This is a genomic window from Leucobacter viscericola, assembly GCF_011299575.1.
Lineage (GTDB): Bacteria > Actinomycetota > Actinomycetes > Actinomycetales > Microbacteriaceae > Leucobacter > Leucobacter viscericola.
This window is the reverse complement of record NZ_CP049863.1, coordinates 688,516-713,914: the sequence shown is the minus strand read 5'-3', so window position 1 is coordinate 713,914 and position 25,399 is coordinate 688,516. Positions and strand designations below refer to the sequence as shown.

At 60.3% G+C, this 25,399-nt stretch carries 32 protein-coding genes; 28 read left to right on the top strand and 4 right to left on the bottom strand.

The window, feature by feature from the left end; translation table 11 throughout:
- Nucleotides 1-2: 2 nt before the first annotated feature.
- Nucleotides 3-635 carry an O-methyltransferase gene (locus G7068_RS03435; RefSeq protein WP_166288905.1) on the bottom strand — a complete coding sequence of 211 codons (633 nt, stop codon included), beginning with the start codon at nucleotides 633-635 and terminating at the stop codon, nucleotides 3-5.
- 161 nt (nucleotides 636-796) lie between these two features.
- Between G7068_RS03435 and G7068_RS03430 the strand changes: the two genes are divergently transcribed.
- Nucleotides 797-1,189 carry a twin-arginine translocase TatA/TatE family subunit gene (locus G7068_RS03430; RefSeq protein WP_166292972.1) on the top strand — a complete coding sequence of 131 codons (393 nt, stop codon included), beginning with the start codon at nucleotides 797-799 and terminating at the stop codon, nucleotides 1,187-1,189.
- A gap of 6 nt (nucleotides 1,190-1,195) precedes the next feature.
- Here the strand turns inward: G7068_RS03430 and G7068_RS03425 are convergent, their stop codons facing one another.
- The 3 genes from G7068_RS03425 to G7068_RS03415 are packed head-to-tail and all read right to left on the bottom strand — an operon-like array spanning nucleotide 1,196 to nucleotide 4,211.
- Nucleotides 1,196-2,386 (bottom strand): P-loop NTPase, encoded by a 1,191-nt coding sequence (locus tag G7068_RS03425; protein WP_166288902.1) that lies wholly within the window; start codon nucleotides 2,384-2,386, stop codon nucleotides 1,196-1,198.
- Nucleotides 2,383-2,931, bottom strand: a complete 549-nt coding sequence (locus G7068_RS03420) for a DUF1003 domain-containing protein (protein WP_166288899.1) — start codon at nucleotides 2,929-2,931, stop codon at nucleotides 2,383-2,385. Before G7068_RS03420 ends, G7068_RS03425 begins: the two co-directional genes overlap by 4 nt.
- Nucleotides 2,928-4,211 carry a magnesium transporter MgtE N-terminal domain-containing protein gene (locus G7068_RS03415; protein ID WP_166288896.1) on the bottom strand — a complete coding sequence of 428 codons (1,284 nt, stop codon included), beginning with the start codon at nucleotides 4,209-4,211 and terminating at the stop codon, nucleotides 2,928-2,930. Before G7068_RS03415 ends, G7068_RS03420 begins: the two co-directional genes overlap by 4 nt.
- Nucleotides 4,212-4,302: 91 nt before the next feature.
- Between G7068_RS03415 and G7068_RS03410 the strand changes: the two genes are divergently transcribed.
- The 27 genes from G7068_RS03410 to G7068_RS03280 all read left to right on the top strand — a co-directional run bounded on the left by G7068_RS03410 (nucleotide 4,303) and on the right by G7068_RS03280 (nucleotide 25,394).
- Complete coding sequence (locus tag G7068_RS03410) at nucleotides 4,303-5,472, top strand: YncE family protein (protein ID WP_244304650.1); 1,170 nt, start codon at nucleotides 4,303-4,305, stop codon at nucleotides 5,470-5,472.
- Nucleotides 5,473-5,518: 46 nt separating this feature from the next.
- The gene (locus G7068_RS03405) at nucleotides 5,519-6,019 is read left to right on the top strand and encodes a YflT domain-containing protein (protein ID WP_244304648.1); all 501 of its coding nucleotides are present in this window, start codon (nucleotides 5,519-5,521) and stop codon (nucleotides 6,017-6,019) included.
- Nucleotides 6,020-6,833: 814 nt separating this feature from the next.
- Nucleotides 6,834-7,100, top strand: coding sequence for a hypothetical protein (locus G7068_RS03400; RefSeq protein WP_166288893.1), 267 nt, complete (start codon nucleotides 6,834-6,836; stop codon nucleotides 7,098-7,100).
- Entirely contained in the window at nucleotides 7,097-7,756 is a 660-nt protein-coding gene (locus G7068_RS03395; RefSeq protein ID WP_166288890.1) for a hypothetical protein, read from the top strand. The genes G7068_RS03400 and G7068_RS03395 overlap by 4 nt, the downstream gene beginning before the upstream one ends.
- Before the next feature lie 22 nt (nucleotides 7,757-7,778).
- Nucleotides 7,779-8,021, top strand: a complete 243-nt coding sequence (locus G7068_RS03390; RefSeq protein ID WP_166288887.1) for a hypothetical protein — start codon at nucleotides 7,779-7,781, stop codon at nucleotides 8,019-8,021.
- A 9-nt stretch (nucleotides 8,022-8,030) separates the two neighbouring features.
- Nucleotides 8,031-8,240: a hypothetical protein gene (locus tag G7068_RS03385; RefSeq protein ID WP_166288884.1), complete on the top strand. Its 210-nt coding sequence runs from the start codon at nucleotides 8,031-8,033 to the stop codon at nucleotides 8,238-8,240.
- A 479-nt stretch (nucleotides 8,241-8,719) separates the two neighbouring features.
- A complete protein-coding gene (locus G7068_RS03380) occupies nucleotides 8,720-9,280 on the top strand; it encodes a DUF6932 family protein (protein WP_166288881.1) in 561 nt (186 codons plus the stop codon).
- On the top strand, nucleotides 9,273-10,223 hold the full coding sequence (locus G7068_RS03375; protein WP_166288878.1) for a hypothetical protein: 951 nt from the start codon (nucleotides 9,273-9,275) through the stop codon (nucleotides 10,221-10,223). The genes G7068_RS03380 and G7068_RS03375 overlap by 8 nt, the downstream gene beginning before the upstream one ends.
- Before the next feature lie 214 nt (nucleotides 10,224-10,437).
- Nucleotides 10,438-10,581: a hypothetical protein gene (locus G7068_RS03370; protein WP_166288875.1), complete on the top strand. Its 144-nt coding sequence runs from the start codon at nucleotides 10,438-10,440 to the stop codon at nucleotides 10,579-10,581.
- Nucleotides 10,582-10,730: 149 nt separating this feature from the next.
- On the top strand, nucleotides 10,731-11,012 hold the full coding sequence (locus G7068_RS03365; RefSeq protein ID WP_166288872.1) for a hypothetical protein: 282 nt from the start codon (nucleotides 10,731-10,733) through the stop codon (nucleotides 11,010-11,012).
- Nucleotides 11,012-11,368: a hypothetical protein gene (locus tag G7068_RS03360; protein ID WP_166288869.1), complete on the top strand. Its 357-nt coding sequence runs from the start codon at nucleotides 11,012-11,014 to the stop codon at nucleotides 11,366-11,368. Before G7068_RS03365 ends, G7068_RS03360 begins: the two co-directional genes overlap by 1 nt.
- A gap of 829 nt (nucleotides 11,369-12,197) precedes the next feature.
- Nucleotides 12,198-12,599, top strand: coding sequence for a hypothetical protein (locus G7068_RS03355; protein WP_166288866.1), 402 nt, complete (start codon nucleotides 12,198-12,200; stop codon nucleotides 12,597-12,599).
- Nucleotides 12,556-14,082: a terminase gene (locus G7068_RS03350; RefSeq protein ID WP_166288863.1), complete on the top strand. Its 1,527-nt coding sequence runs from the start codon at nucleotides 12,556-12,558 to the stop codon at nucleotides 14,080-14,082. The genes G7068_RS03355 and G7068_RS03350 overlap by 44 nt, the downstream gene beginning before the upstream one ends.
- Nucleotides 14,079-15,635: a phage portal protein gene (locus G7068_RS03345; RefSeq protein WP_166288860.1), complete on the top strand. Its 1,557-nt coding sequence runs from the start codon at nucleotides 14,079-14,081 to the stop codon at nucleotides 15,633-15,635. Before G7068_RS03350 ends, G7068_RS03345 begins: the two co-directional genes overlap by 4 nt.
- 12 nt (nucleotides 15,636-15,647) lie before the next feature.
- Entirely contained in the window at nucleotides 15,648-16,478 is an 831-nt protein-coding gene (locus tag G7068_RS03340) for a VG15 protein (protein ID WP_166288857.1), read from the top strand.
- Nucleotides 16,479-16,564: 86 nt separating this feature from the next.
- Nucleotides 16,565-17,095 (top strand): hypothetical protein, encoded by a 531-nt coding sequence (locus tag G7068_RS03335; protein ID WP_166288854.1) that lies wholly within the window; start codon nucleotides 16,565-16,567, stop codon nucleotides 17,093-17,095.
- Nucleotides 17,096-17,107: 12 nt separating this feature from the next.
- A complete protein-coding gene (locus G7068_RS03330) occupies nucleotides 17,108-18,064 on the top strand; it encodes a major capsid protein (protein ID WP_166288851.1) in 957 nt (318 codons plus the stop codon).
- Between the two features lie 3 nt (nucleotides 18,065-18,067).
- Complete coding sequence (locus G7068_RS03325; protein WP_166288848.1) at nucleotides 18,068-18,397, top strand: hypothetical protein; 330 nt, start codon at nucleotides 18,068-18,070, stop codon at nucleotides 18,395-18,397.
- Nucleotides 18,398-18,453: 56 nt separating this feature from the next.
- Complete coding sequence (locus G7068_RS03320) at nucleotides 18,454-18,888, top strand: Gp19/Gp15/Gp42 family protein (RefSeq protein ID WP_166288845.1); 435 nt, start codon at nucleotides 18,454-18,456, stop codon at nucleotides 18,886-18,888.
- The gene (locus tag G7068_RS03315; protein WP_166288842.1) at nucleotides 18,888-19,226 is read left to right on the top strand and encodes a hypothetical protein; all 339 of its coding nucleotides are present in this window, start codon (nucleotides 18,888-18,890) and stop codon (nucleotides 19,224-19,226) included. Before G7068_RS03320 ends, G7068_RS03315 begins: the two co-directional genes overlap by 1 nt.
- Entirely contained in the window at nucleotides 19,219-19,617 is a 399-nt protein-coding gene (locus G7068_RS03310; protein WP_166288839.1) for a hypothetical protein, read from the top strand. Before G7068_RS03315 ends, G7068_RS03310 begins: the two co-directional genes overlap by 8 nt.
- A 31-nt stretch (nucleotides 19,618-19,648) precedes the next feature.
- On the top strand, nucleotides 19,649-19,867 hold the full coding sequence (locus tag G7068_RS03305; protein ID WP_166288836.1) for a DUF7210 family protein: 219 nt from the start codon (nucleotides 19,649-19,651) through the stop codon (nucleotides 19,865-19,867).
- Nucleotides 19,860-20,426 (top strand): phage tail tube protein, encoded by a 567-nt coding sequence (locus G7068_RS03300; protein WP_166288833.1) that lies wholly within the window; start codon nucleotides 19,860-19,862, stop codon nucleotides 20,424-20,426. Before G7068_RS03305 ends, G7068_RS03300 begins: the two co-directional genes overlap by 8 nt.
- A 90-nt stretch (nucleotides 20,427-20,516) precedes the next feature.
- Entirely contained in the window at nucleotides 20,517-20,846 is a 330-nt protein-coding gene (locus G7068_RS03295) for a hypothetical protein (RefSeq protein ID WP_166288830.1), read from the top strand.
- Nucleotides 20,847-20,926: 80 nt separating this feature from the next.
- Complete coding sequence (locus tag G7068_RS03290) at nucleotides 20,927-21,205, top strand: hypothetical protein (RefSeq protein ID WP_166288827.1); 279 nt, start codon at nucleotides 20,927-20,929, stop codon at nucleotides 21,203-21,205.
- The gene (locus G7068_RS03285) at nucleotides 21,202-21,450 is read left to right on the top strand and encodes a hypothetical protein (RefSeq protein WP_166288824.1); all 249 of its coding nucleotides are present in this window, start codon (nucleotides 21,202-21,204) and stop codon (nucleotides 21,448-21,450) included. Before G7068_RS03290 ends, G7068_RS03285 begins: the two co-directional genes overlap by 4 nt.
- A gap of 86 nt (nucleotides 21,451-21,536) precedes the next feature.
- The gene (locus G7068_RS03280; RefSeq protein WP_166288820.1) at nucleotides 21,537-25,394 is read left to right on the top strand and encodes a peptidoglycan DD-metalloendopeptidase family protein; all 3,858 of its coding nucleotides are present in this window, start codon (nucleotides 21,537-21,539) and stop codon (nucleotides 25,392-25,394) included.
- Nucleotides 25,395-25,399 lie beyond the last annotated feature (5 nt).

Genomic DNA, 25,399 nt, shown 5'->3' with positions numbered 1-25,399 from the left:
TGTTAGCCGTCGAGCCGCACGATGGTGAGCACCCCGTCACCCGCTGGTGACAGCATCGAAGCGATCGCAGGTGAATCGGCGACAAGGGCGAGCAAGTCGCGCATCGTTTGAGTTGCCTCGTCGCGCGCAGCGGGATCCGGAACCTGACCGTGAGCGAACGCACTCGGAACGATGACGCAGCCACCGGGGCGAACGATGCTGAGCGCGTGCTCGAAGTAGTCGAGCAGCTGCGCCGTGTTCGCGTCGAGCAGTACAAGATCGTAGGCGCCCAGGTTGAGGCGCGGCATCACGTGGAGTGCGTCACCCTCGATCAGGCGGAGTCGGGCCGCAGGGATTCCTGCCTCGGCGAAGATCGTGCGAGCCTCACGCAGATGCTCGGGCTCGATCTCGATGGAGGTGAGGGTGGCGTCTGGAAGGTGGCGCAGCAGCGAGAGTCCGCTGACACCCACGCCGGTGCCGACCTCGAAGATCGCCTCGGCCTTGTTCAGGGCGGCGATCCCAGAGAGGTACGCTCCAACTGAGCGGCTGACCGGCTCAATGCCGAGTTCCAGCGACAGCCTGCGAGCGCGCACAAGCGCGTCAGTCTCGCCCGGGTACTGCTCGGCGTACTGCCAGTTGCGTTCGAGCTTGCTCACGTTCTCCTCCGTAGTGTGTGCGGCGGCGCGTCTTGAGTGCACCGTGTGCCGCTCACATAAGAGTAGGGCTTCGTGGTGCTGCCGGTGGTCTCACACGCGTGACACTCGCCAAATGCACCGCTGTGTCATCACTTTCACCTTCGGCGACTACGATGGAGAAGATGGGCCTGACGTTTGACAAGATTCTGGTGATCCTCGTGATCGCCATGTTTGTTGTGGGTCCGGATCGCCTCCCGGTTTACGCCAAGAAGCTCGGTGAGCTGGTGCGCAGCATCAAGCGCATGTCTGAGGGCGCGAAGGATCGCCTCAAAGAAGAAATGGGCCCCGAGTACGACGAGGTGGATTGGCGTCAGCTTGATCCCCGTCAGTACGACCCGCGAAGGATTATTCGTGACGCGCTTCTCGAAGACGAGCGCGAGACCCGGGTCGCTGAGCGCAGGGCGGCTCGCTCAACCGGAGTTGCGGCTGCCGGGGCAGTTGTTGCGGGTGCGGCGGTCTCCGATACTGACTCGAGCGCCCCTGTCGGCCTCGCCTACGACGAGGAAGCCACGTAGCCCGAGCTAACGAGGCGTGACCGTGAGCGGTCGACCCGCCAGGCCGCGGCCGTGACGTGAGAGCTCGTGCGCGATCCGAAGCACCTCCGCTGCGGCGGGATCATTGGGTTCGGTGAGCACCGCGGGGTCACCGCTGTCGCCCGCGATCCTGAACCCTGGGCTGAGCGGCACGCTGCCGAGCAGCGGCACCACACCGTGTTCTTCGTCACTGAGGCGCTCGGCGACGAGTTTGCCGCCCCCGGCCCCAAACAGATCCAGTACGGTGCCGTCGGGCTGCACGAAGCCCGACATGTTCTCGACCACTCCGAGCACCTTCTGGCCGGTCTGGCGGGCTACCAGGGCGCTGCGCACCGCTACGTCCGCTGCGGCCTCCTGGGGGGTCGTCACGACGAGAACCTCTGCCTGCGGCAGTAACTGCCCGACGCTGATCGCAACATCGCCTGTGCCGGGCGGCAGATCGAGCAGCAGCACGTCGAGATCGCCGAACCAGACATCACGCAAGAACTGCTCGATGGTGCGGTGCAGCATCGGGCCGCGCCAGGACACCGCGGTGGTACGCGGATCCTCGTCGCCCAAAAACATGCCAATTGAGATGACCTTGACGCCGTGCGCCACCGGGGGGAGGATCATGTCGCCCACCTGCGTCGGCTGAACGGTCTGACCGTCACGGCTCAGCCCCATGATGCTCGGGATCGAGAAGCCAAACACGTCAGCGTCGATCAGGCCAACGGTGAGTCCCTGCGCCGCGAGAGCGGTCGCGAGGCCCGCCGTCAGCGAGGACTTGCCGACACCGCCCTTGCCGCTTGTGACCGCGATGACGCGGGTCAGCGAATCGGGGCCAAACTGCACCGGTCGGGAACCCCGGTCGCCGCGCACCCGCTCAATGAAGGCCTTGCGCTCGCTCGGAGTCATGACGCCGACCTCGACGGAGGCCTGCGTGACGCCGGTGGCTGCCGCTGCCGCTGCTTGAGTGTCAGCTTCGATGCGGCGTGCCGCGGGGCAGCCGGCGATTGTGAGCAGGATCGAGACCTCCGCGTGGCCCGCCTCGTCGACCGAGACCCCCTGCACCATTCCGAGCTCGGTGATAGGTCGCATGATCTCGGGATCCTGAACGCGGTCAAGCTGCTCCCAGACGGCGCGCTCGGTTGTGTTTGCCTGATCCCGAGCCGATTGTGGCGTGTTGGGCCCGTCGGTCATCGCTGCAAACCCGGTGCTTCGGGATCCTGATCTGCCGTGTTTCGCTCGAGCTCGAGATCAGCGAGCAGCGCCCGCAGCTCGGCCCTCACAAACTCGCGGTCAGGTAGCTCCTTCATGGCGAGCCGCAGGGCGACAACCTCTCGGGCGAGGTACTCCGTGTCTGCGAGATTGCGCTCGGCGCGCTGGCGATCCTGCTCGATCTGCACGCGGTCACGGTCGTCCTGTCGGTTCTGGGCGAGCAGGATCATTGGCGCAGCATACGAGGCCTGCAGCGAAAGGATCAGCGTGAGCGCGGTGAAGCCGAGCGCCGCCGAGTCAAAGCGCCACTCCTCGGGGCCGAACGAGTTCCACGCGAGCCAGAGCACGCAGACGAGGGTGAGGATCATCAAAAACCACGGTGTGCCCATGCCTCGAGCGATGCCCTCGGTCCAGCGGCCGAAGCGTTCGTTGCGCCCGTTTTCGCGGCTGCCGCGTGTCTGACGGGCGGCGCGTGTGCCCGAGGCGAGAGGTGCGTCGAGATTCAGATCCCGCTTGAAGAGGTTCATCGTGCGGCCTCCGCGGTCGTTGTGTTCGATTCTTCGTTGTCTGCGTGGCGCCAGTCATCGGGCAGCAGGTGGTCGAGCACGTCGTCGACCGTGACCACTCCGACGAGACGATCCTGGTCGTCGATGATGGGCATCGCAACGAGGTCGTAGCTTGCGAGTCGGCGTGACACCTCGGCCGCGCTTGCGCTCGCGGAGAGCGGCTCAATTTCAGCGTCGAGAAGCGCGCTCAGGCGCTCGTGCGGCGGGAAACGCAGCATGCGCTGGAAGTGCACCATGCCCAGGTACTCGCCCGTGGGGGTCTCGTACGGCGGGTGAGTGACGTAGACGGCCGAGGCCATCGCCGGCGGGATCTCGGCGCGGCGGATCATTGCGAGGCCCTCCGCGACGGTTGATTCACCCGAGAGCACGATCGGCGAGGGGCTCATGAGGCCACCCGCGGTGTCGGCGTCGTACTCGAGCAGGCGGCGCACATCTTCAGCCTCTTCCGGCTCCATGAGTTCGAGCAGCTCTTCACCCTTGGCGGCAGGCAGCGCAGCGATGAGGTCGGCCGCGTCGTCGGGCTCCATGCGGTCGAGCACGTCGGCGGTTCGGTTCGGTGCAATCTGCGCGAGCAGCGCAAGCTGATCCGGTTCCGTCATCTCTTCGAGGGCGTCGGCAACACGCTCATCCGGTAGTTCTTCAACCACCCTGAGCATGCGCTGCCGGGGGAGTTCAAGCAGCGCCTCTGCGAGGTCGGCTGGCTTGAGATCGACCAGGGTCTGGATCAGCAACTCTGCGGACTGCTCCGCCGCGTTGGCGCTGGGCAGCTGGATGTCGGCCCACTTCACGATGCGAGCGTCACCCTTGCTGAAGGGGCCGGCTGGCTTTGGCAGTCGCACAAACACGTTTGACACTAGCCACTCGCCGCTGCGCGCTCGTTCGATCGCGGCGTCTTCGATCGTGGCTTTGATCGGGGTGCCGCCAGCCTGTTCGCTTGCGAGCCACACCTCACGGCCGACGAGCTCCGCAATCATGCGGGTTTCGCCGCCGCGCTGCTCGAAGCGGCGAACATTGATGAGCCCGGTCGCAATGACCTGGCCCGAACCGATCGAGGTGACACGACTGATGGGCACAAAAACTCGGCGTTTACCCGGAATCTCAACGATGAGGCCAACAACCCGCGGCGCGCTCGACGCGCGATACACGATCAGAACATCGCGCACCTTGCCGATGCGGTCGCCAGCGGGATCAAACACACCGCGCCCGGCCAGACGCCCCACAAAGACCCTCGTAGTACTCACACCTCTAAGGTAGCGCCCCGAGCCGGGTGGCGCGCGCGGTCTGGCTGAGACTGCTCAGGCATTGTTGAGGCGAGACCGGGACACTTGTCTGATGACTGCGAAGAGATTTGGGATCGCCCGGCGCGTAGCCCTTGGGGCGTCGGCGCTTGGGCTGGTGCTCGGGTTGGCCGCGTGCGCATCTGAGGCGCCGCGATCGAAGCCATCCGCCGATCCCGAACCGAAGTCGACCGAGGTTGCCGAGACTTTTCCTGAGCCCGAGGCCGCCCCTGTGTTGCTGCTCGCGTCACTCGCGAAGAAAGCTGAACTCGCGGTGATTGATCCTTCGCTGCCCGACGCAGACGCTGGCGTTCGCACCATCTCGGTTGGTGGTGCACCGTGGGGAGTCGGGGTGCACAACGAGACTGGAACGGCATATGCCGCGACGTCCGAGGGGCTTGCCGTGGTGGACCTTGCCGCCGGAAAACGCACCGCGCTTGTGCAGTATCAGCACCCAGCCCCGATGCAGTCGGTGGGGGAGTATCGACCGGGTGGGCTCGGACTAGCGGTCGCCCCCGATGGCAGTCGCGTGTACGTTGCCGTGACGACCGGTGATGGCAAAGACAACCTTGAGGTGTTCGATACGGCAGAGGGAGCGTTTATTGGTTCCGTGCCCGTTGGCATGCGCCCGTTTGATGTGCTGGTCGCCCCCGACGGATCGTGGGCCGCAACGGTCGACCACGATGGCTTCACCGTGACCGTGGTCGACGCCGCGACGCTGAAACCAACGCAGCACACAGTGGCGCCCTTTGGAACCGAGGGTGGCCTCGCGTCGTGGGAGAAGCCGCACTACGGTGCCGTTGATGCCGACGGTACGATTCTGCTGCCGTACCAGGGGCTCGTGGTGGCTCGGCTTGATCCGCTAAGCGGTTCGGTGACCACTCTGAAGAGTAAGGCGAACTCGCACTCGCACGGCACCGCACTGGCGGGGCGAAAGCTGCTGACGGTTGGAACCGGTGCCTTTGGCAACGCGAGTGGAGAGCCGAACCTGTCGATTCTGGATCTTGATAGTGGCAACGAACAAGTCGTCCCAGTGTCGCCGCCGCACGAGACGGTCGCCGTGTGGACCGATGCCGCGGGAGGCGAATTCGCGGCCCTTGGCGGCGGTAACACCCGAGATGAGGGCTGGGACGGCCTGACTCTGGTGTCGCTCGCGGACCTGTCTGTGCGTTCGATCCCGGTGCCGGGGTACCCGCAGGTGGTCGTGCCGTTCGCCGCGCGCTGAATCGTCTAGCAGCCAGAACATAGCCGGGCTGTGGAAGAATCGTGACATGAGCACACCGAACCCGGGCAATTCCCGCCGCCAGATGCAGACGCCGGAACTGCCGAAGGGTGAGATCATCTCAACCTACGATCGCTACGAAGACGCGAAGCACGCGGTCGACGTGCTTGCACGCGCGAGCTTTCCCGTGCAGCAGATCAGCATTCTTGGCAACGATCTGCGCAGTGTTGAGCGGGTCACCGGCCGTCTCACCTACGGGCGGGTTGCGTTGATGGGCGCTCTCTCGGGCGCGTACCTTGGCTTGTTCCTGGGCCTCTTGCTCTTCATTTTCCAGCCCGATAACGCAGCGATTATGGGTGTGTTTATTGCGGCGTTGGCGATCGGTGCGGGTTTCGGCATGCTCTTTGGTGTGCTGTCGTACGCGATGAACCGTAACCGCCGCGACTTCTCGTCGGTCATGCAGATGGTCGCGACGCGATACGACCTGATCGTAACGCCTGACTTGGTTTTCGAGGCACGCCGCATTCTCACCGAGCACGCCCAAAAGTAGGTCAGGCAACATTCAGGCAACATGACTTCGATTGATGTTGCCTGAGCCGTTGAAAGACGCGCTCGCCGCAGGAGTGTGCCGACTCCGCAGACCCTTCAGCCGGTGCAAAGTTTGCACAGGGTAATAACCTCGGCAAACTTTGCCGCGGTTACCTTTCCCTGTTGGGGAAGCTGCCGCCGATATTGGAAGATTCTCCAATAGCTCGAGCCCATCCGCGGGAGTTCCCGCAGATGACGGAAACTCCCATGAGCGTGGATCCGGCTATTCCGTGATTCCCGTTTATCGCAACTTTTCGGGTCGGAACAATTCGGACTGCTTCAATTACGTGTCCCGATTTGGGACAGCTGGTTCAGGTCGTTGGGTGTTAGGTTTCTCACACCAGCGAAGGGGTGCGCGGTCAGGTGTGTCAGATGACACGGGTGCGCAAAGTTACTTACCTTAGGTCTTTGCCGCTCTCGTAGATGTGTTCGATCTCTGTTAACATGGATCTCAGTGGAGGGTACGACTGTACCCTCTTGAGCCTCCACGGTGACGTGGGGGTTTTCGTGTTTCTAGGGCTTCACCTTCGGGTGGAGCCCTTTCGTGTTTCAGGGAGGAACAGATGACGTGGATGCTGTGGGTTGTAGTTGGGTGGATCGTTTTTGGAGCGCTCTCATTGGTGTCTCTTGTTGGGAAGTCGCGTGAACCGGTCACACCTGCGGGGGCCGCAACTGGGGTGGGAATTGCGTTGGTGTTGGTCGTTCTGATTGTTGTCGGCGGCATTCTTTGACCGTAGCGGCTGCGCCGGTAATCAGGATTGCGAAGGGGGAAACCGATGGTGTCGAAATTGGCGGAGTTTGAGCGTGAGCGTGGCCGCGTAGTTGAGGCTGAGCGTTGGCTTTGTGTCGCGCGGGATCTTCAGTGTGCGTTTGATACTGGGAAGCTCGTGATTGCGGTGCAGGGCTCTTGGAATCGTCAACGCATGAGGCCGCTGAGTAAGGAAGAAGCCAAAGCGCTCGATGAAGCGTTGTTGCTGTTGAAGCGGAATGCGCTGAACGATGTTGCTGACCGCAAATCGAGGCTTGAGGGGATGCTGAAGTGAATTACGGGGTTGCAGCGCGCGCGGTGGAGCGTTTGACGCAGGTGCATGAGGTGTCGCTGGGGGATCGGCAGGCGGTGGCGGATCCGCTGCTGTCGATGCTGTGGGATGCCCGGTATGCGTCTATCGGTGCTGGTGGTACTCGTGGTGGCGGGGACGGGTCGATGCTCAACTACAAGGCGTTTGACCTGTACGAAGAGATCGACGGCTACGTGCGAGCGCAACTCAACGAATACCGGCAACCGCACACGGGCGACCTACTGCAGCTAGTCCCGAAGATGCTCGCCACCGTTCAGGCCGAGCTTGCGGGCAATCGCATCGAGGAAGACTATGCCGAGCGCCTGCTTGCGAAGTTCGATCAGTGGGTGTGGAAGATCGAGGATCTGTTTGATCCACCCCACGAGAAAGAGATCACGGTGAACTGCCCGGACTGCGGCGAGCGCTACCACGCGACTACCACCTACGAGCGCCGCGGGAATGAAGATGTGCCCATAACGACAGTGCAGGCCGCTATCCGCATCCCAGTCAAGGCAGGGCGCGCGTTGGTGGCTGAATGCCACTGCTGCGGGCGCATGTGGGCAACCCAATCCGACCTTATTGAGCTCGCGCAGGCTGTCGGGCATGAAGTCGATTTCGTGGCGCTACACGCAGCCACATAACCACCAAACGAAAGGAAGGGCGATGAGCAATACGCCTATGGAAGCAAGCGACATTGAAAATGAGATAGCCAAAGCGCTGATTTACGAAGCTGATCTCACGACGAAAGGAGCACCAAACGGCTTCGAGATAGACACAGTTGGGCCACTAGACGGAGACCAGATCCCCGTTTCTGGCTGGTGTAGTCGAGGCGGCAAGCGATATTACTTTGCTGCAAGTCTCGTCATTGCCGTTGAAGAGTATGACACGATCCCGAAGAAGGAATGAAGGCGAAAAGTGAGCGAGTTTCCATACGTGAGCGGATACAAGCAGGCGTGGCGAGACACAGCGGTGGTGCGAATAGTGAACTGGGTGATCAACACGTTCGCAACTAACGCTTACCGCAATTTCGTGGCCGATACGATGCGCCTTGGCCGAACTGAAATGCAGAAACGGCTAGACGAAGAGAACCGAGTGGACCCCGACAAATTCCTTGGGGAAGACTAGAACTAGTCGAGTCGCCGCATCGGTCCATGTCCGCGGCTGATGCTATGTCGCGGACAATCGTGTATGCTGGGATTACGCGCTAGAAGTGTGTCCCAAGCCCTACTCGATTGAGTGGGGCTTTTTGTGTTTCTAGACTCGATACGGAGGTGCGGGAATGCGGGAGTTCATCATTAAACTTGAGCTCAACTTGCGCATAAGACTCAACCGGTGGACCGGTGGCGTGAATGCAGCATGCAACTACGGGCGTCCCGCGCGAAAACTCAAAACAGATACACCGATCTCAGGTGATGCGCTCGCACGCACCCGCAAATATGGACCCCCAGATTTCGGACGGCTCTGGCAGAGCGCGTCAGGATCGCACCCTGCCGCTAAATAACGGTTCTTCATACGTGCTCGTGGTCACCCGAGACTCATACGGTGACGGTATGAAACGTAGCTTTGCGACGCCTTAGCTTGTTGCGTGCGCTAGAGTCGGTGAAATGGAGAGCTTGGTCGCTACCAAGCAGCAGACCTTGATCCAGGTGGACCCCGCTACTGGACTGCTGCTTTACAAGGCATCACCCTATGAGTTGACCCTAGACGAGATGCACCAGGCGTTCGTCGTGAATGCCCCTTTTCCTGAAGACCGAAGCCTGCTGTTCGAGGCGTTTGTTGTCTACTTGAAGCAAACCCGGTCGATTGTTCCAGATCGCAGAGTATGGGTGGACGGCAGTTTTGTTTCACTGCGGCAAGACCGACCACCTAACGACCTAGACCTTGTTCTCATCATTAACCAGCCGACAAGACTTCAGCGACAGGAGCTAGCGGGGCGCGGACTGCTAACAATGTCTGAGGCTAGCTTCAAGATTGATGGCGTGGACATCCCAGTACGTCAGAAGCTTGCTCCGTATGGTGGCATGCTTGACGCTTACCAAGCTGATGCCTCCAAACAAAACGACGTTGCCCGTTGGGAAGTGCAGTGGTCCACCCCTAAAGACGATGACGGACACCTTGATTTTAGTCGCGAGAAGGGATTTGTGGAGGTGGATGAGCGTGGCTAACTCACGTGAGGTGCTTTTTGTAGAAAGCTTTAGGCGCACGCTTCGCGATACTCTTTCAAGCGGAGACAAGTTTGCGTTAGGCTCACTGCTTGCCTCTGCCGAAGGAATTAGGGTTCTCGCACCTGTGGTTCGAGATGAATTGGCTCCAGTATCAGGAGAACTCGAACTTCACTTAACGGGTAAGAGCGTGATTGGACATGCTGCAAACGCGGAAGCGTTTAGCGAGTTGGTCCGTCGAATCGCCGCTTCGACTAAACATTTTGTGAAAGATAGGGCGAATTCCGTTCGCCAGACGTCAGAGCTGCTTGTTGACACTGGCCCTGGCTCAGTGCGAGTGACCTTTAAAGCCCCAAGCAGAACAATCGATGGTGCTGTCCCACTTGACATGGAACTTGAAAACGAGATTCTCCACGTAGATGACACGTTCTCGGAAGCGCTACGCCGGATCGCAGTGGTTCTAGCGAATAGCGACCCCGAGTCTCCGGGCAATGAAGCCCTTGGCGCAGCAATCGAACAGTTACCTCCCAGTGCGCGGAATGAGCTTGCGCACGCCCTTGACCCCATCCGCAAGCAGGGATGGGACGTAACTGGGACTTTCGCGCAACGTGGATTGGGAACAAGCGAGCTCAGCTTTGGAAAGAGGCACGCTGAGTATCTCAAGAAGCAGCTAAAGGCCGTCTATACAGAGACGGAAACCTGGACGTCAACGGGTCGTCTTGACGGGCACCGATGGTCTAATGGATTGGCGTACTTCTCGCCTAGCGGACAACCGCGCACCATTCCTGCTTCATATGCAAGTGCAGAGCTTCAGAGCCGAGCGGCCGAAATCGCTGCGGACGAAAACAATAAGGTTGAGGCAAAGTTTAACGTCCACATAAAACGCTCAATGTCGAATTCGACGGCCAAACGAAGTTATGAATTGATTTCAGTTCGAACGATCTAGTTAAGACTAAAACCCCCGGCGCATCGTCGGGGGTTTTGTCGTTAACACCCTCATTCTTGCCCGCTTCGTGACGGGTTCTCCTGCATAGGGGTAAGCGGTACGACCGTGCTCACGACCTTGTGTGGCAGGCACACGATCACTATTCATGCGTACAGAGCAAACAGACGCGTGTCGACCTGCCACACACAGACCTACCCACCAACACGGAGGCAAGATGACCAGGCAAGTAACGGTCGTTCTCGCAGACGGCACTCAACAGGGCGTCGAGGTAACACCTGATGGGTGTGGCGGCTTCACATTCGAGGTGCCACCAGATGCCGTGCGGATCATCTCGACCCCTCACCACAAGCGGAGGTAAACCAGCATGTATGCCTGCCCCGAGTGCCAAGCCCAATACCCATCAGCGCTCGCAGCCGAGGAATGCGGCGAGCAAGACCGGACAGACCAGCTTCACGCACGGCAGCAGCTACGAGGCCGAGCACGCGCCGTTTGACAAGGAGTCACACCATGTTTATTGCACCAACCACCCGAGAAGCCATGAAGGACGTGCCCCCAACTGTTCGGGTCGTGACGACCGTCGACCTGTTTGACCGCCGACAGAACCCCGAGACCGGGGCCGAAGAGTTCGCAGAAGCAGCTGACCTTGCACTTACCGAAGCACTCAAGAACGGGTACAGGTCAGTCTCGTTCGACAGCGTCTCCCAGTTCATCAAAATGATCGACAACGAGACAGTCTGCGAGTACGTGTGGATGTTCTCTGCATGGGATAAAGATGAGGAGGGCAGCTGATGGACCCACTTCTGAGAGCCGTTATCGAAACAGCCGCACAGGGCGGTAATGTCGCCATCATCGCGGGAAGCATGGAAGAAGCTCGTGCCTTTGGGATGCAGATCGTTCGTTGCCAGGACGCCCAGCCGTGCCGCATATATCGAACAAACGGGGAGGAACGAATCAGCCTTCCCGCGGGCGGAACAGTGCACCTGACGAGCGCCCGGTCACTGAATACTCGACTGCGCGGGCTAACCCTAGACCTCGCGGTGTTCACCGACCTCTACCCACTCACCGTGCCAGAGATCATGAATACCGTCACTGCTTGTTTCTTCGGCGCTAAGGGGACGCGAATAGCAGTGCTTCAGCAGCGATAACCCCGCCCCCTCTGAAGTAACCCCCGGGGGTCAACACATACCCCGGGGTGTCCCCAAACAAGGGGGAGGGGGTCTTACAGTCCGGGGGTGTGCTGCAAGCCCCAGGGTGTCAGCACACGGGACACGCTCACCTCACCAGTAACGGATGGACGCCCAATCAGGTGAGGGCACTCGCGCTATCAAGGGTCACCCTCATGCACGAGAGAGCCAAGCAGGGGCGGACGGCAAGGCGGCAGGCAGGTCACACGATGGTCACTCAGGCACACAACGCCAACGGACACAGACGCCGCGAGATCGTCAAGCGCGTCAAGGCAGAAGAGACACGCTGCGCACTGTGTGACAAGACAGTCGACAAGACGTTGCGTTACGAGTCTGGCAAGCACGGAAATAAGTGTCACAAGCCTGACTGTAAAGGCTGTGTGCCTCACCCAATGAGTGGTGAAGTCGATGAAGACGTTCCACGCGTGCGAGGTGGATCACCATACGACCGCAAGAACACTCGTTTGATGCATCGCAAGTGCAACAACTGGAAAGGCCGCATGACGCTCGCAGAAGCACGAGCCAAGCTCCACGGCCAACAGCAACACGGCAAGCCACTACCCAAGCCCCGGACACTCGGACGCTACTAGCCAGGCCCCGCCAAAGTTATCCACAACCCCGGGCACCCCACCCCCACCCCCTCACACACAGGCCCACCCCAGGCGTAGGGCCTCTCCCTCCCCACCAATTTTTTCCACATAGGCGGACGCCGGAACCCGCTGAAGCCGTTTCGTAGTGAGGGATCGGCGGTGTTCGTATTTGCCCGGATTCTTCCCGGGAGGTGATCGGCATGGCAAAACGCACTTGCAAGGTCTGTAAGAAGCGGTTCGAGGGCGACAAACGCCGCCGCTATTGCTCGGCTCAATGCAAGACCGGGAAGCAGGAAGTTCCCGTATTGCGCGCGGTGGAACCCGGCGAGGTTGTTGAACTCGATACCCCTGATCCTCTTAAGCCTCGAACGATGTCCGTTGCTGAGGCGTTTGCTGAAGGCACCGATCTAGAGCAGCTTCTCGCTCTCCGTAATCATCTAGCAAAGCTCATGGCTGAGGCATCACCGCGCGATGCTTCCGCACTCTCCCGGCAGCTACGCGACTTGCGCCGCGAAATCGCGTCGCTTGAGCTCTCGCTGCGCGAGGAGGTTGAAGAAAGTGAAACAACCCCCGACGAAGCATGGGTCGAAGAAGCTCTCTGAGGTCGCCAAACATCTTGTGCTCCCTTCGGGGATCGCCTCGACCGGATGGCCTGCCGTCAGAGACAAAGCGAAAGAGTTCGGCGTTCTGTTCGACCGTTGGCAAGACGGGCTCGGGCGGGGGATCCTCGCGAAACGATCGAACGGGCTCTACGCCGCAGGTATCGGCGGCATCATCATCTCGATCTGCCGTCAGGTCGGTAAGACATTCTCCATCGGCACGATTATCTTCGCACTGTGCATCCTGTTCCCTCGCCTCAAAGTGCTATGGACGGCGCACCTCTCGCGAACCTCTGACGAGACTTTCAAATGGATGCAGGGTTTCGCTCGACGCCGCAAGATTGCCCCTCATATCGAGCAGGTGCGGCAAGCCAACGGGCAGCAAGAGATCCACTTCAAGAACGGATCCCGGATCATGTTCGGGGCGCGCGAGCGAGGCTTTGGGCGTGGCTTTGACAGCGTAGACATTGAAGTGTTTGACGAGGCACAGATCCTCACTCAAAAAGCGCTCGATGACATGGTGCCCGCCACCAACGCATCCAAGAACCCGCTCATCATCTTCATGGGCACCCCGCCGAAACCAACCGACCCGGGCGAAGTATTCCGCACCCGCCGAAACGAAGCACTCGCAATCAAGAAGCGCCGCGCAGATGGCGAAGTAGTTGAGTGTGACATGTTTTACACGGAGCTCGGCGCGGATCCCAAGGCTGACCTCGAAGACAAGATGCAGGTCGAAAAGGCGAACCCGTCTTTCCCTCACCGCGTGCCGTGGGAGTCGATTCTACGAATGCGGAAGATTCTTGCCGACGATGAATCGTACCGACGCGAAGGGCTCGGGATCTGGGACGATGACCGCGAATCAAGCGGCGCAATCACGGAAACCCGCTGGGCTGAACTCGCCGTAAACGTAGCGCCGGAAACGGACCCGGTTTACAGCATCTCATTCTCAATTGATGGAATGCGGATGGCGCTCGCCGCCGCGAAACTCAACGGCGAAAACGTGTTTGTCGAACAGCTGCACGATGACGCGGGCGCGCTTGAGGACGGCATGAAGCGACTCGCTGCATGGTTCGCAGAGAAAGACGAGAACGGCATCACGAGGTGGCGGCGTTCGCGCGGCATCTTCATCTCGGGGAGCTCACACGCCCCGACTCTGGCACAGATGCTTCGCCGCGCCGGGGTCGCTTCGAAATGGGTCACTGTACTCAACACGCCGCAAGTGTTCGCGGCCTGCCAGATGCTCGACAACGAGTTGAAGGCCGGAACTGTGGAGCACCCCAGCGAGGGGCAAGAACGCCTTGACGCTTCGGTGTCCACGGTGATGAAAGAGCCCCGTGGGAAGCAAGGTGCGTGGGCGTGGGCATCCGTCACGCCAGACGGTGACGAGACTCCCACCGAAGCAATCAGTTTTGCCCTGTGGGGCGCACGGACAACGAAACTCTCCGCGAAGAAACACGCGGAGGGAGAAGGAGGGGCGATCCTGTGAATATCGCAACACGACCGCCTGTCGATCTCGGCGCTGACACCGACCTACTGGGCGACCTGATGGCAGTCTGGCAGAAGCGCCGCCGCATGAACCTCGAACGCTCACTTTATTTTGACGGCGAGCAAGCCCTGAAGGACTTCGGGATCTCGCTGCCTCCGCAGATGACCGACATCGGTGCAGCACTCGGCTGGATCGGCAAGGGCGTAAAGGCGCTCACGAACCGATCACAGTTCGAGCGATTCGTCACGATGAGCGGGTCCGAAGACGCGCTCGCCGTCGAGGGGCTGCTCTGGGATAACCAGTTTCGTACCGAGTTTCCGGCGGCGTGTATTTCGTCGGCGGTTCATGGGTGTAGCTTCCTCACCGTTAGTCACGGCGATCTTGAAAGCGGAGAACCTGATGTACTCGTGACGGCGCGTGCTGCCGAAGACTCAGCCGCGATTTACGACCGCCGCAAACGCGGGCTGAGAGGCTTCCTCTCGATCATTGCGACTGAGTACGGACACCCGGTTGAGATGGTGATGTACACGCCAGAACTCGTTTACATGATCTCGAAGACCGGGCCGCGCTGGAACTACCACGCGATTCCACACCATCTTGGCGAAACCCCGGCATACCCGCTCGTGCATGGCTTCGAGCTGCGTCGACCACTGGGGCATTCCAGGATCACGCGCGCATCAATGTACTTTGCCGATGCCGCGCTGCGAACGATCATCCGGTCAGAAATCTCGGCGGAACTCTACGCCGCTCCCGAATACTACCTATTCGGCACCGACGTGCAGAGCTTCATTGGCGATGACCGATGGACTGCTCTCCTGGGGCGAATCAAAGCGCTCAACGTTGACACTGCCGCTGATGAGAAGTTCCCCGAAGTTCACCGTTTCACCGGTGAATCTCCGCAGCCGCACGTTGATCAACTGCGAATGTTCGCGAGCCAGTTCGCGGACGAGATGGATCTTGATGTTCGCTACGCAGACTCTGCAAACCCGTCGAGTGCTGAGGCAATCTTTGCCGCCAAAGAAACTCTGATCACGGGAACGAAAAACGTGAACGAGTCTTGGGGCCACGGTGGCGTGAACGCGATCAACGGTGCGATTCGTTTGCGCGATGGGTTGGACGAGAATACGGACGAGATGAAGAGCTTGCGGGCTCAGTTCACAGATCCCGTGCTGGTGTCGCCGTCTGCGCGAGCTGATGCGTTCTCGAAGTTCGTGAGCGCCGTTCCCGAGTTCGGTGAATCTGAAGTTGGGTTGGAGTATGGCGGGCTGTCGAGTGAGCAGATTACTCGGTTCAAGGCAGAGCAACGCCGCAAGGGGAGCGCTCTACTTCACGAGCGGATCCGCGAAACCGGCATCCCTGCCGATGGCGAGGGCGCTACTGCTTCTGATGAGGAACTGAAGCAAGCTCAGATCGCGAAAGCGAAGGGCGACGCCCTGGGCGCTTACCGGCGCGCGGGTGTAGAAGGTCAAGCGGCGGCGAAGCTTGCCGGAATCACTGAACCGGTCGACTTCATTCCGGGTAACCCGATCACGATTCGCGAGACTGAACAGTAAGCGAGGTGGCTCATGTCGGTTGCCATCGTTGAGGATCACCGGACGGACCTGAACGCGCTTCGGCGGCTCGCGGTCGCGGATCTTGCCGCTGTCGTGGCGGCTATCCGAGGTCTCGATCCCGCAGAGGCGCGTGAAGTGCTGAAAGTGGCGATCCCGGATCTGATGGATCCGTTCATGGGAGCCGCATCCGACAGTGCCGCCGTCCTGCTCGAGGAACTGTACGCGCAGGCACGGCAGCGTGTCCCCACCGTTGCACCGGCTGCACTGCTTGAGCCCGCCAGAGTGGATTCGCTCGCGCGATGGGCGGTTGCGCCGATAGTTGAGGAGTCGCTGGATTCTTCGATGCTGAGCAGACTTACCGGAGCAGCAACTCGGATGATCTTCGATTCATCCCGTACCACGATCTCAGAGGGTGTGACTCGTAATCCCGCTGGCGGGCTAGTCGAGTTTCAACGGATGCCGCGCGCGGGCTGTTGCGCGTTCTGCGGAATGCTCGCCTCCCGACCTGCCCGTATGGCCTACCGCACGAAGTCTTCCGCGAGCGAGGTCGTGGGACGCGGGTCTACTCGCACCGGGCTCGACTCGACCGGGAAACGGCTTGCTGGCGGGGTCGGCAGCGGCGTGAAGTCACGAGGCACCCAAGCGATCAGTGAGAACTACCACGACGATTGCCGATGCTTGGCGGTGCCGATCCTGCACGGTTCGACCGGTGACGCTATTCGCGCATCTCGCGAAAAGTACGAATTCATGTACCAACAGTCGATGACTGATGAAGACGGGAACCGGCTCACAACCCCCAAGGGCGTCTTGGCCGAGTGGCGCAGGTTGCACGGCACTTCCTAACAAACTTCCACAGCTTTGTGGCTGTACGCGACAGTTTCGCGGCTCAATGGGCGCACGGCCCGAAAACGGATGAATGGAGACTCCACATGACGGAGCAGACGAACCCCGCCGCGGGTACGGAAGTAAACAACGAGCAGAACCCGAAGCCGAAGGAGTTTCAGGCGATCACATCGCAGGAAGACTTCGACAAGGCAATTCAGGGGCGTATTGCTCGGGAGCAGGCGAAGTTCGCGAACTACGACGAGTTGAAGGCAGCAGCCGACAAGCTCGCCGAGATCGAGGAATCGCAGAAGACCGAAGCGCAGAAGCAGCAGGACGCCCTCACCGCGTCACAGGCGCGCGTTGCTGAGCTCGAAGCTGCACAGTTGCGCGTAACGGTCGCGGAAGAGAAGTCAGACCCCACTAAGGGGATCGTCGTGCCTGCCGCGCTGCTCACCGGGACCACCCGGGAAGAGCTCGAAGCGTCTGCCGACAAGCTCATTGCATTCAAGGGCGAGGCGGCACCGAAACAGCGTCTTGTCATTCCGAAAGAAGGCACCACGCCTTCCAACAAATCTGAACCGGTTTCGCCAGGCCTCGGCACACTGCGTGCGGCCTACAGCGAGTCGGCAAACTGAAAGGACTAGCTCATGGCTATTACTCTCCCGGAGGCTGCAAAGCTCTCCACAACAACCCTTCAGCGCGGCGTCATCGAGACATTCGTGCAGGCGGGCTCGATCCTTGACCGGATCCCCTTCATGGAAATTGAAGGCAATGCCTACGCCTACAACGAGGAAGGCACGCTCCCCGGTGTTGAGTTCCGTGCAGTAAATGACGGATACTCCGAGTCCACAGGCACGGTCAACCAGAAGTCTGAATCGCTCGTCATCCTTGGTGGCGATGCAGACGTTGACCGTTTCATTGAGAAGACTCGCGGCAACCTGAACGATCAGCGCGCAGTGCAGACCAACATGAAGGTCAAAGCAGCGTCTTACAAGTTCCAAGAGACGTTCTTCAACGGAGATGTTGCCGTTGACCCTAAGAGCTTCGACGGGCTGCGGAAGCGACTCACCGGCGCTCAGGTCATCTCGGGCGGCACCAACGGCATCCCGATCCTGGGTAGCTCGGTGAACGATATTCACGCGTTCTTCGACAAGCTGGACGAGCTGGTGGCATCAGTCCCCGGGCTCGACGGCTCGAACGGCGCGCTCTACACGAACGCTGGCCTGATCGGAAAGATCAAGTCTGCCGCTCGCCACATCTCCGCTGACGTGTTCGTGGAGAAGGACATCAACGGGAAGCGCCAGGTCGTATGGAACGGTGTCCCCATTCTTGATGCAGGCGCGACCGCGCAGGGTGCCGCGATTATCTCGCAGAACGAGACCGCGGGCAGCGCTACTGACGCGTCTTCGATCTACGCGGTGCGCTTCGGGCAGGATGAGGGCGATCAGGCCGTGACTGGCCTCACCAACGGCGGCGTTCAGGTCGAAGACCTGGGGCAGCTTCAGGAGAAGCCCGCCTACCGTACACGTATCGAGTTCTACACTGGCGTGGCCGTGTTCGGTGGCAAGGCCGCTGCACGCCTCACCGGAGTGAGGAACGCATAGATCATGGCGAACGTGAAGAAGACTCCCGAGAAGGAGCCCGCACCTGAAAAGGTGGCGGAAGAGCCGAAGGCACCTGAAACAACCGACGTGGCCGTGACCCCTCCCGCAGGGGATGATCCTGTGACAACGGAACCAGCAACGGAACCAGCAACGGAACCGCCCGCAACGGTGGAACCCGAACCGGACCCGAAGCCCGCCGCTGAATCAAAGCCAGCAACCAAGCGGAAGCCTAAGCAGCGGTTCGAGAAGCTTGAGGCGACCCGCCCTGACGGGGTAGCGGTTGTGATCGAGCGCAACATCGACACCGGCGAACAGACGGTAACCGAGAAGTAGTAACCAGCGTGAGGGGTAGGCGGAAATGCCTACCCCTCACCTTTGGGGAGGCCCGCATGTCTTGGACGAAACCAAAAGATGTGACAGATGCATGGATCGGTGACGACGCACCAACCGACGAAGGCAAGCTGCAAATCTGGATCAACAAAGCCGAGCGCGAGATCCGCAACAAGGTCGAAGACCTACAGAAGCGGATCGACGCGGAAGCCGACGAAGAACCGGCCCGGAAGGATCTCGAAGCGACCGCGATAGATGTTGTCGTGGCGATGGTGACCCGAGTGTTTCGAAACCCTCGCGGGGAGCGCAGCGTGTCGGAAAGCATCGGCGCGGGACCACTCACTGAGACCGCCTCAGCCACATTTGGTGGTGACAACCCTGGCAGCCTGGAGCCCACCAAATCCGAGTTGGAAAAGCTGCAAGGCGCTCGCCGCGGGGGAGCGTTCGAGATCAGTTTGATCCCGGCGAACTACGGCGGAATGCGGAGCGTCTAATGATCAAACGCCCGATAACCGATTACGTGACGTGGTTCAAGTACGGTGTCACTGGTGAAAGCTCTCAAGGCAACGATATTGAAGGGTTTCGCCCGGGCGTACGTCTTGGGATTTTCGGCTTTGATCCGGCAGGATCCGCGGAAGCGCACCCACCAGGCAGGGACGTGGTGATCACCACACCACGACTGTTCATGCCGTATGGGTCCGGGATCGGCCCGCACGACGAGATCGAAGTGTTTGGGGTGCGGTACAAGGTTGAGGGTGAACCGAAGCCGTGGAAGCATCCGAAGCACGGGCCAATGGGGGATGAAGTGAACCTGCGGAGGGCTGATGGATAAATATCTGTTCGATCCCGCTGAGGATGCGTGGGTGGCCTACCTCAAAGATGCACAAGATGAACGGGTTTTGACGAACGTGCCGAAGAGCACGGACTCGAAACCGCGCCCGGTGAAGTTCATCGAGGTGGAACACAACGGCGGTGCTGCGGGGCTCGTGTCGCAAGACGCAATGATGACGTTCCGTTGCTGGGATGAAACCCGCGAAGCTGCTGCGGTGTTCGCGTCCGAGGTGCAGCGCCTTGTGACGCTCGCGCGTGAGCTCGGCGGGCGCCCGGTGAAACGCGTTCGCATCGTGGGCACTCCGGTGTTTTTGCCGGATCCCGATACCCACGCGGCGCGCTATCAATTCACTATTCAGGCCGCGATCCGTGGCCGATTTCCAACCCCCTGAATTGGGGGTTTTCTCATTTGAAGGAGCAGAGATGGCAACCAAAGTTGTGATCGCAAACGGATGGACCGACCCCAGTGGGAAGGACCATAAGGCCGGGGCATCCGTCGAGGTCGATCCGGGCACCGCCCGTGACCTCATCGCCCGTGGGAAGGCCCGCAAGGCTGACCCCGAACAGAAGCAGAGCACGGCGGATCCGAAACCGGAAACGCCCAAGCCCGCGTCAGTAGTGAAGGAGTCCAAGAATGGCTAAGAACCAAGACAACATGCGCGAATGGAACGCCGAGGAATCAGGCGTTTGGATCGCCCCCAAGGGCTCAACACTGCCCGCAACAGACCTCACCATTCCGCCTGAGTTCATGGAGGTGGGATGGATCACTGATGGCGGTATCGAAGAGTCGGTCGAGGTGGAATCGAAGGAAACAAAAGCGTGGCAGGGCGGCGCAATCGTGAAGCTTCGCAACACCTCCACAAAGAAGAGCCACAAGTTCGCGGCGCTCGAGGATGACCCCGAGGTGACCGGCCTCTATTACGGCCACGGCAAGCCAACGCTCGTCGGCACCGGCACGGACAAGATTGCCCGTGTTGACATGCCAAAGAGCATCCCGACCATCGAGCGCACCGTAATCATCAAGCTCGTGGACAACGCGGGTTACACGCGTCTGAAGTGCATCGAAACCGCTTCGGTGTCGGAGCGCGGCTCGTACGTCACGAACCTTGAGGACGATTCGGTGTATGAGTTTGGACTGACGGAGACCGGTAATTCCTACTGGCTCTCCAACGAGCCTGCCTTCCTCGAAGCGGCAGCGTAACAAGCCGGGTGGGGCGCGTGGTGACTCCGCGCCCCACCCTCACACCCTTCTTGAGTCACATCACCAATACACACGAAATGGAGTCACCCCATGACTGAAGCAATGAATCACGGCTACCCTTCCACTCGCGAGCAGTCGCCCGCGAAGCCACAGGACTACCAGCGCGGCGCACACGAGGTGTACACCGTGGACTTTGCGGGCGAACACTTCGAGATCGATGCGCGCGCCCCGAAGCACACACCAACGATGTTTGCACTCCGCAACAACGACATCGAAACCGTGCTCAAGAACCTGATCGGTGAAGACGCACTCGCCCGCGTCATCGAGGCGCTTGAGGATGAAGACGGGTATTCCGACTTCGAGAAGCTGACCGAGCTCGTCAACGTGATCTACGAGAAGGTCGGCGCAAAAAACTCCTAACGCTCGCCTACCTCCTTCGAGAGTGCCCGGACCGAGTAGCTGCCGATCTACGGCGGTTCTACTCGGTCCGACTCTCGGACATGTGGGCGGGCACCGAAGACCCTGCAGACATTGCCTTGTACGTGATGCACATGCCGCGCGGTGGTGCGCTTGGGGCATGGCTGGGCGGCGCGAGCGCGGTCACCGCGGAAGAAGACATGCTGCGCTGGGTTGAGCACGCGGTCTGGGCGTCACAGTCCTCGAAGCCGAAGCAGATGAAGCCGCGCGACTATCCCGAAGGCGTGCAGGAACAAGAACAGCGGATCGCCCGCATCAAGCAGGCCGCACGCCGCTTCAAGAACCGGAGGCGCACCACATGAACGATGTGCGAGTGAAACTCAAGCTCTCCGGTCTCAACAAGGTCATGCGTTCACCTGCCGTCCAAGCGGAAGTGAACGCCCGAGCCGCCCGAGTTTCAGCAGAGGCAGGCCCAAAGTATCGGATGGTCGTGTACCCGCACCGCTACTCTGCTCGCGCATTTGTTGAGCCGGTGGCGGGCGCAAAGATTTCAGACGCCGATAACGCGCGTCTACTTCGCGCACTCAACGCCGCACGCGCCAAATAACTGTCCACGAGTCACCACAACATTTCGATCCGAAAGCGCCCCTGTGCATTTTTGCCGGGGCGTTTTTGCGTGTCAGGAGGTAGCACATGGCGAGCACTGGCGCTGAGATTGCTCAGGGGTTTGTCGTTGTCCGGGTGAAGATGCCAGGCGTCAAGAACGACGTTACGAAATCACTTGGCGGCGTTGACCTTGGCGACACCGGTAAGAAGATGGGCTCCAAACTCGGGGACGGTATCAAGAAGTCCCTCAAGGTGGCTGGTGTGGCCGCGGGCGCGCTCATCGCTACGGGGGTCGGTACGGCCCTCTTCAAAGGCTTCTCGCGGCTGAACTCCATCGACCAGGCGACCGCGAAGCTTCGCGGGCTCGGGAACTCGACGGAAGCTGTCGACGCGATCATGAAGAACGCTCTCGCCTCGGTGAAGGGTACTGCGTTCGGGCTTGACGCTGCGGCAACCACTGCTGCCGGTGCGGTCGCTGCCGGGATCGCGCCGGGTGAAGAGCTTGAGGGCGTCCTGAAGTCGGTTGCGAACTCTGCCGCTGCCGCGGGTATCGGCATGGATGAGATGGGGTCGATCTATAACAAGGTCGCCTCGCTCGGCAAAGCCCAAAACGACAGCTTGCAGCAGGTCGCTGACAAGGGCATCCCGATCTATCAGGCCCTCGCTACGCAGCTTGGTGTGACGACTGAAGAAGTGTTCAAGATGGCTTCGAAGGGCCAGATCAACTTCAAGCAGTTCGAGCAGGCCATGACCTCCGCAGCCGGAACGGTCGCGGATGAGATGGGCGGAACAGTAAAAGGCTCGTGGGCTAACTTCATGGCGTCCGTGGGTCGTATCGGTGCCGGAATGCTCAGCGGCGTTTGGACCTCCCTCGCACCGCTACTCAAGTCGACTACTGATGCGTTGGGGCCGCTTGAAGAGGTCGCGGCGAAGACTGGCGAGAAGATCGGGCAGAAGCTCGCGCCCGCTATCGACTGGCTCATGAAGACACTCGATAAGGGTGTCGACTTCTCCATGTTCACCCCGCTCGGCATCGTGTTCGAGACCCTGAAACCGGTGTTGCCGGTCATCTCGGAGCTCGTGAAAACCCTCACTGGGGCCTTCGGCGCGATGCTGAAAGAGGTGTTGCCACCGCTCATTCCGGTGATCAATCGCCTTGCGCTGCTGTTCACATATCTGGCGATGTCGGTATTGCCGCCGCTCATGCCCGTCATCGAGCAGCTAGCCGGCCTATTCACTGATGTGCTTCTTGCCGCGCTGCCGCCACTGGTGACTCTCCTGGGTCGACTCTTCCCAATCGTGGGGTCGCTCAAGAACGTGTTTGCAGAAATGGCCCCCACTATCGAGCCGTTCGTGACCGCTATCGGGACGAACCTCAAGGGCGCGTTCGCGTGGATTGGCGAAAACATCGGGGTCGTACAGAACATGGCGCTGGCCATCGGAATGATGGTCGCGACCTATTACTCGATCCGCGGTGTGATGGCCGTGATCAACGGACTGAAAGCGGCTATCGCGGTCGCGAAAGCCGTTCAGATCGGCTGGACCGCATCCACGTACGGTGCTGCCGGTGCGTCGTACGCGGCAGCGACCGCGACAAAAGCGCAGACCATCGCGGCCAAGGCCGGAATGGTGACGCAGAAGCTCTGGAACGGCGTTGTCGTGATTGGCAAGGGCATTTGGGCGCTCATGAACGGCAGCTTGATTAAGTCGGCGGCGCTCTGGACCGCGAACACGGCGAAGGTGACCGCGCATAAGATCGCCACGATTGCGAACAACGCGGGTGCATCCATGTGGCTCAAGATCGCCGCGGGAACACTCGCGACGGGCTGGAAAACGTCGGCCATGTGGGTGAAGAACACTGCCGGTGTTGTGGCTCACAAAACCGCCGTGATCGCGGGGGCCGTGGCCTCGAAGTCGGCAGCGGTCGCTCAGCGGCTCTTCAATGCGGCCATGAATGCTAACCCCATCATGATGATCGTGACAGCGGTCGCCGCGCTCGTGGCGGGCCTAATCTGGTTCTTCACACAGACCGACATCGGTCGGGAGATATGGGAGAACTTCACCCGCTTCTTGAGTGAGGCGTGGGCGAATATCCAGAAGTTCTTCACCGACGCGATCAACAACATCGTGTCATTCGTGACGGACAACTGGGGCTTGCTGCTCTCGCTCCTGATCGGCCCTATCGGGCTCGCAATCCAATGGATCGTTGAGAACTGGGACGGGATCGTAAAGTTCTTCACCGACTCGTACAACACGTATCTCAAGCCGGTGTTTGAGTGGATCGGCGCGTTGTTCACGGGGCTATGGGAAGGTATCCAGACTGCCGTTCAGTGGATTCAAGATGTCTGGAACAAGCTGGGTCTCGCGATCCAGTTTGCCTACCAGCAGTATTGGAAGGCCACGATGGATGGAATCGCGGCCCTGTTCAATTGGATCTGGGCGAACATCATCAAACCGGTTATTGACTGGATCCAGAACTACATCGAACTGTTGGGGCTCGCCTTCCAATACCTCTACGTTACGTATATCAAGCCGTACCTTGAGGCGGTCGGCGCGCTCTTCGACTGGATCTGGGTCAACCTGATCAAGCCGATTGTTGACGGGATCAAGGAGAAACTCGACCTGTTGGGGTTGGGTTTCAAGATCCTTTACGAACAGTTCATTAAGCCCGCGTGGGACAACATTTCGAACGCGATCCGCAACGGCTGGAACATCATCAAGGGCATCATCGATAACCTCGTGCGGATCGTGACGGAGAACCCGAAAAAGGCGTTCGAAGCGGCGCGCGATGGCATTGGCAAGGCGTGGAGTGCGATCCAGGATCTTGCGAAGGAGCCCGTCAGGTTCGTGATCGAAACCGTTATTAACGGGCTGATCGAGAAGGTCAACGGGATCTTGCCGGACGGGATGAAGATCCCTAAGGTGCCGCTTCCCAAGGGCTTCTCTGAAGGTGGCTACACCGGCAACATCGGCACGACTGTAGTCGCGGGTGTGGTCCACGGCAACGAGCACGTGATCCGGGCGCAGTCTCGGGCGCGCATTGAGCGCACTCACCCGGGCTTGCTTGACCACATGAACACGCACGGCGACATTCCGGGCTACCGGACGGGTGGCCTCGTGACGCCGCTCCCGCAAGGCTCATTTAGTGTGTCTCAGCAGTGGGGCAACCAGGGCCATAACGGCATCGACCTCGCGGCCCCGATGGGCACGAAAGTGTTCGCCGCGGGTGATGGTGTGGTCCAGTTGGCCGGGGTTGTCCCGATGGGCGGCAACGAGGTCTACATTCAACACACGAGCGGCTTGGGGACGCGTTATTCACACCTGAGTCGTTTCGGCACGCAGGTCGGGGCGCAGGTCCAGGCAGGCAACGTTATCGGTTATGTCGGGTCAACTGGTATGTCGACGGGGCCGCATCTGCATTACATGGTGCATAACCCTGGCGGTGGTCCAGGCAATTACGGGGCCAACGTGAACCCGGCACCCTATATGGGGTTGTACGGTGCTGATCTGGGCGAAGTTGGCGGGGCCGCGTCCATCCTTGACGGACTCGTTGACTGGGCGGTTGGGCAGCTCAAGGGCGCATTTCCGGGCGGCGGCATGTTTGTTGATGTCGCGACTGGGCTTGCACGAAATGCCGCCGCAGCGATGGCGAAAGCGTTCAATCCATTTGGTGCCGCTGACGGGCACACCGCGACCCTGTACGACAACGGAGGTTGGCTCCCCACCGGGCTCTCGCTCGTGGAGAACCGCACGAGGTCTCCTGAGCCGATCCTGACGGGATCGCAATGGGACGCCGTAAAACAAGGCGGTGGCATCTCCGGCCCGGTGACCGTTCGCATTGGTGATCGAGAGTTCGAGGGATGGATGGATGAGCGCGCTGATGGTGCGGTGCAGCGCGGTTACGAGGATGCCGCTCAGTATGGCCGACAGGTCCAGTATGGATAGGGGAA

What these genes read in the sequence shown, in the direction of transcription:
- G7068_RS03315 (WP_166288842.1), top strand. Translation starts at nt 18,888, where the DNA reads ATGATCAAACGCCCGATAACCGATTACGTGACGTGGTTCAAGTACGGT.
- G7068_RS03280 (WP_166288820.1), top strand. Translation starts at nt 21,537, where the DNA reads ATGGCGAGCACTGGCGCTGAGATTGCTCAGGGGTTTGTCGTTGTCCGG.
- G7068_RS03335 (WP_166288854.1), top strand. Translation starts at nt 16,565, where the DNA reads ATGACGGAGCAGACGAACCCCGCCGCGGGTACGGAAGTAAACAACGAG.
- G7068_RS03285 (WP_166288824.1), top strand. Translation starts at nt 21,202, where the DNA reads ATGAACGATGTGCGAGTGAAACTCAAGCTCTCCGGTCTCAACAAGGTC.
- G7068_RS03305 (WP_166288836.1), top strand. Translation starts at nt 19,649, where the DNA reads ATGGCAACCAAAGTTGTGATCGCAAACGGATGGACCGACCCCAGTGGG.
- G7068_RS03405 (WP_244304648.1), top strand. Translation starts at nt 5,519, where the DNA reads ATGAGCACACCGAACCCGGGCAATTCCCGCCGCCAGATGCAGACGCCG.
- G7068_RS03410 (WP_244304650.1), top strand. Translation starts at nt 4,303, where the DNA reads ATGACTGCGAAGAGATTTGGGATCGCCCGGCGCGTAGCCCTTGGGGCG.
- G7068_RS03300 (WP_166288833.1), top strand. Translation starts at nt 19,860, where the DNA reads ATGGCTAAGAACCAAGACAACATGCGCGAATGGAACGCCGAGGAATCA.
- G7068_RS03310 (WP_166288839.1), top strand. Translation starts at nt 19,219, where the DNA reads ATGGATAAATATCTGTTCGATCCCGCTGAGGATGCGTGGGTGGCCTAC.
- G7068_RS03430 (WP_166292972.1), top strand. Translation starts at nt 797, where the DNA reads ATGGGCCTGACGTTTGACAAGATTCTGGTGATCCTCGTGATCGCCATG.
- G7068_RS03320 (WP_166288845.1), top strand. Translation starts at nt 18,454, where the DNA reads ATGTCTTGGACGAAACCAAAAGATGTGACAGATGCATGGATCGGTGAC.
- G7068_RS03355 (WP_166288866.1), top strand. Translation starts at nt 12,198, where the DNA reads ATGGCAAAACGCACTTGCAAGGTCTGTAAGAAGCGGTTCGAGGGCGAC.
- G7068_RS03370 (WP_166288875.1), top strand. Translation starts at nt 10,438, where the DNA reads ATGACCAGGCAAGTAACGGTCGTTCTCGCAGACGGCACTCAACAGGGC.
- G7068_RS03360 (WP_166288869.1), top strand. Translation starts at nt 11,012, where the DNA reads ATGGACCCACTTCTGAGAGCCGTTATCGAAACAGCCGCACAGGGCGGT.
- G7068_RS03390 (WP_166288887.1), top strand. Translation starts at nt 7,779, where the DNA reads ATGAGCAATACGCCTATGGAAGCAAGCGACATTGAAAATGAGATAGCC.
- G7068_RS03425 (WP_166288902.1), bottom strand. Translation starts at nt 2,386, where the DNA reads ATGACCGACGGGCCCAACACGCCACAATCGGCTCGGGATCAGGCAAAC.
- G7068_RS03380 (WP_166288881.1), top strand. Translation starts at nt 8,720, where the DNA reads ATGGAGAGCTTGGTCGCTACCAAGCAGCAGACCTTGATCCAGGTGGAC.
- G7068_RS03365 (WP_166288872.1), top strand. Translation starts at nt 10,731, where the DNA reads ATGTTTATTGCACCAACCACCCGAGAAGCCATGAAGGACGTGCCCCCA.
- G7068_RS03325 (WP_166288848.1), top strand. Translation starts at nt 18,068, where the DNA reads ATGGCGAACGTGAAGAAGACTCCCGAGAAGGAGCCCGCACCTGAAAAG.
- G7068_RS03295 (WP_166288830.1), top strand. Translation starts at nt 20,517, where the DNA reads ATGACTGAAGCAATGAATCACGGCTACCCTTCCACTCGCGAGCAGTCG.
- G7068_RS03340 (WP_166288857.1), top strand. Translation starts at nt 15,648, where the DNA reads ATGTCGGTTGCCATCGTTGAGGATCACCGGACGGACCTGAACGCGCTT.
- G7068_RS03420 (WP_166288899.1), bottom strand. Translation starts at nt 2,931, where the DNA reads ATGAACCTCTTCAAGCGGGATCTGAATCTCGACGCACCTCTCGCCTCG.
- G7068_RS03290 (WP_166288827.1), top strand. Translation starts at nt 20,927, where the DNA reads ATGTGGGCGGGCACCGAAGACCCTGCAGACATTGCCTTGTACGTGATG.
- G7068_RS03400 (WP_166288893.1), top strand. Translation starts at nt 6,834, where the DNA reads ATGGTGTCGAAATTGGCGGAGTTTGAGCGTGAGCGTGGCCGCGTAGTT.
- G7068_RS03330 (WP_166288851.1), top strand. Translation starts at nt 17,108, where the DNA reads ATGGCTATTACTCTCCCGGAGGCTGCAAAGCTCTCCACAACAACCCTT.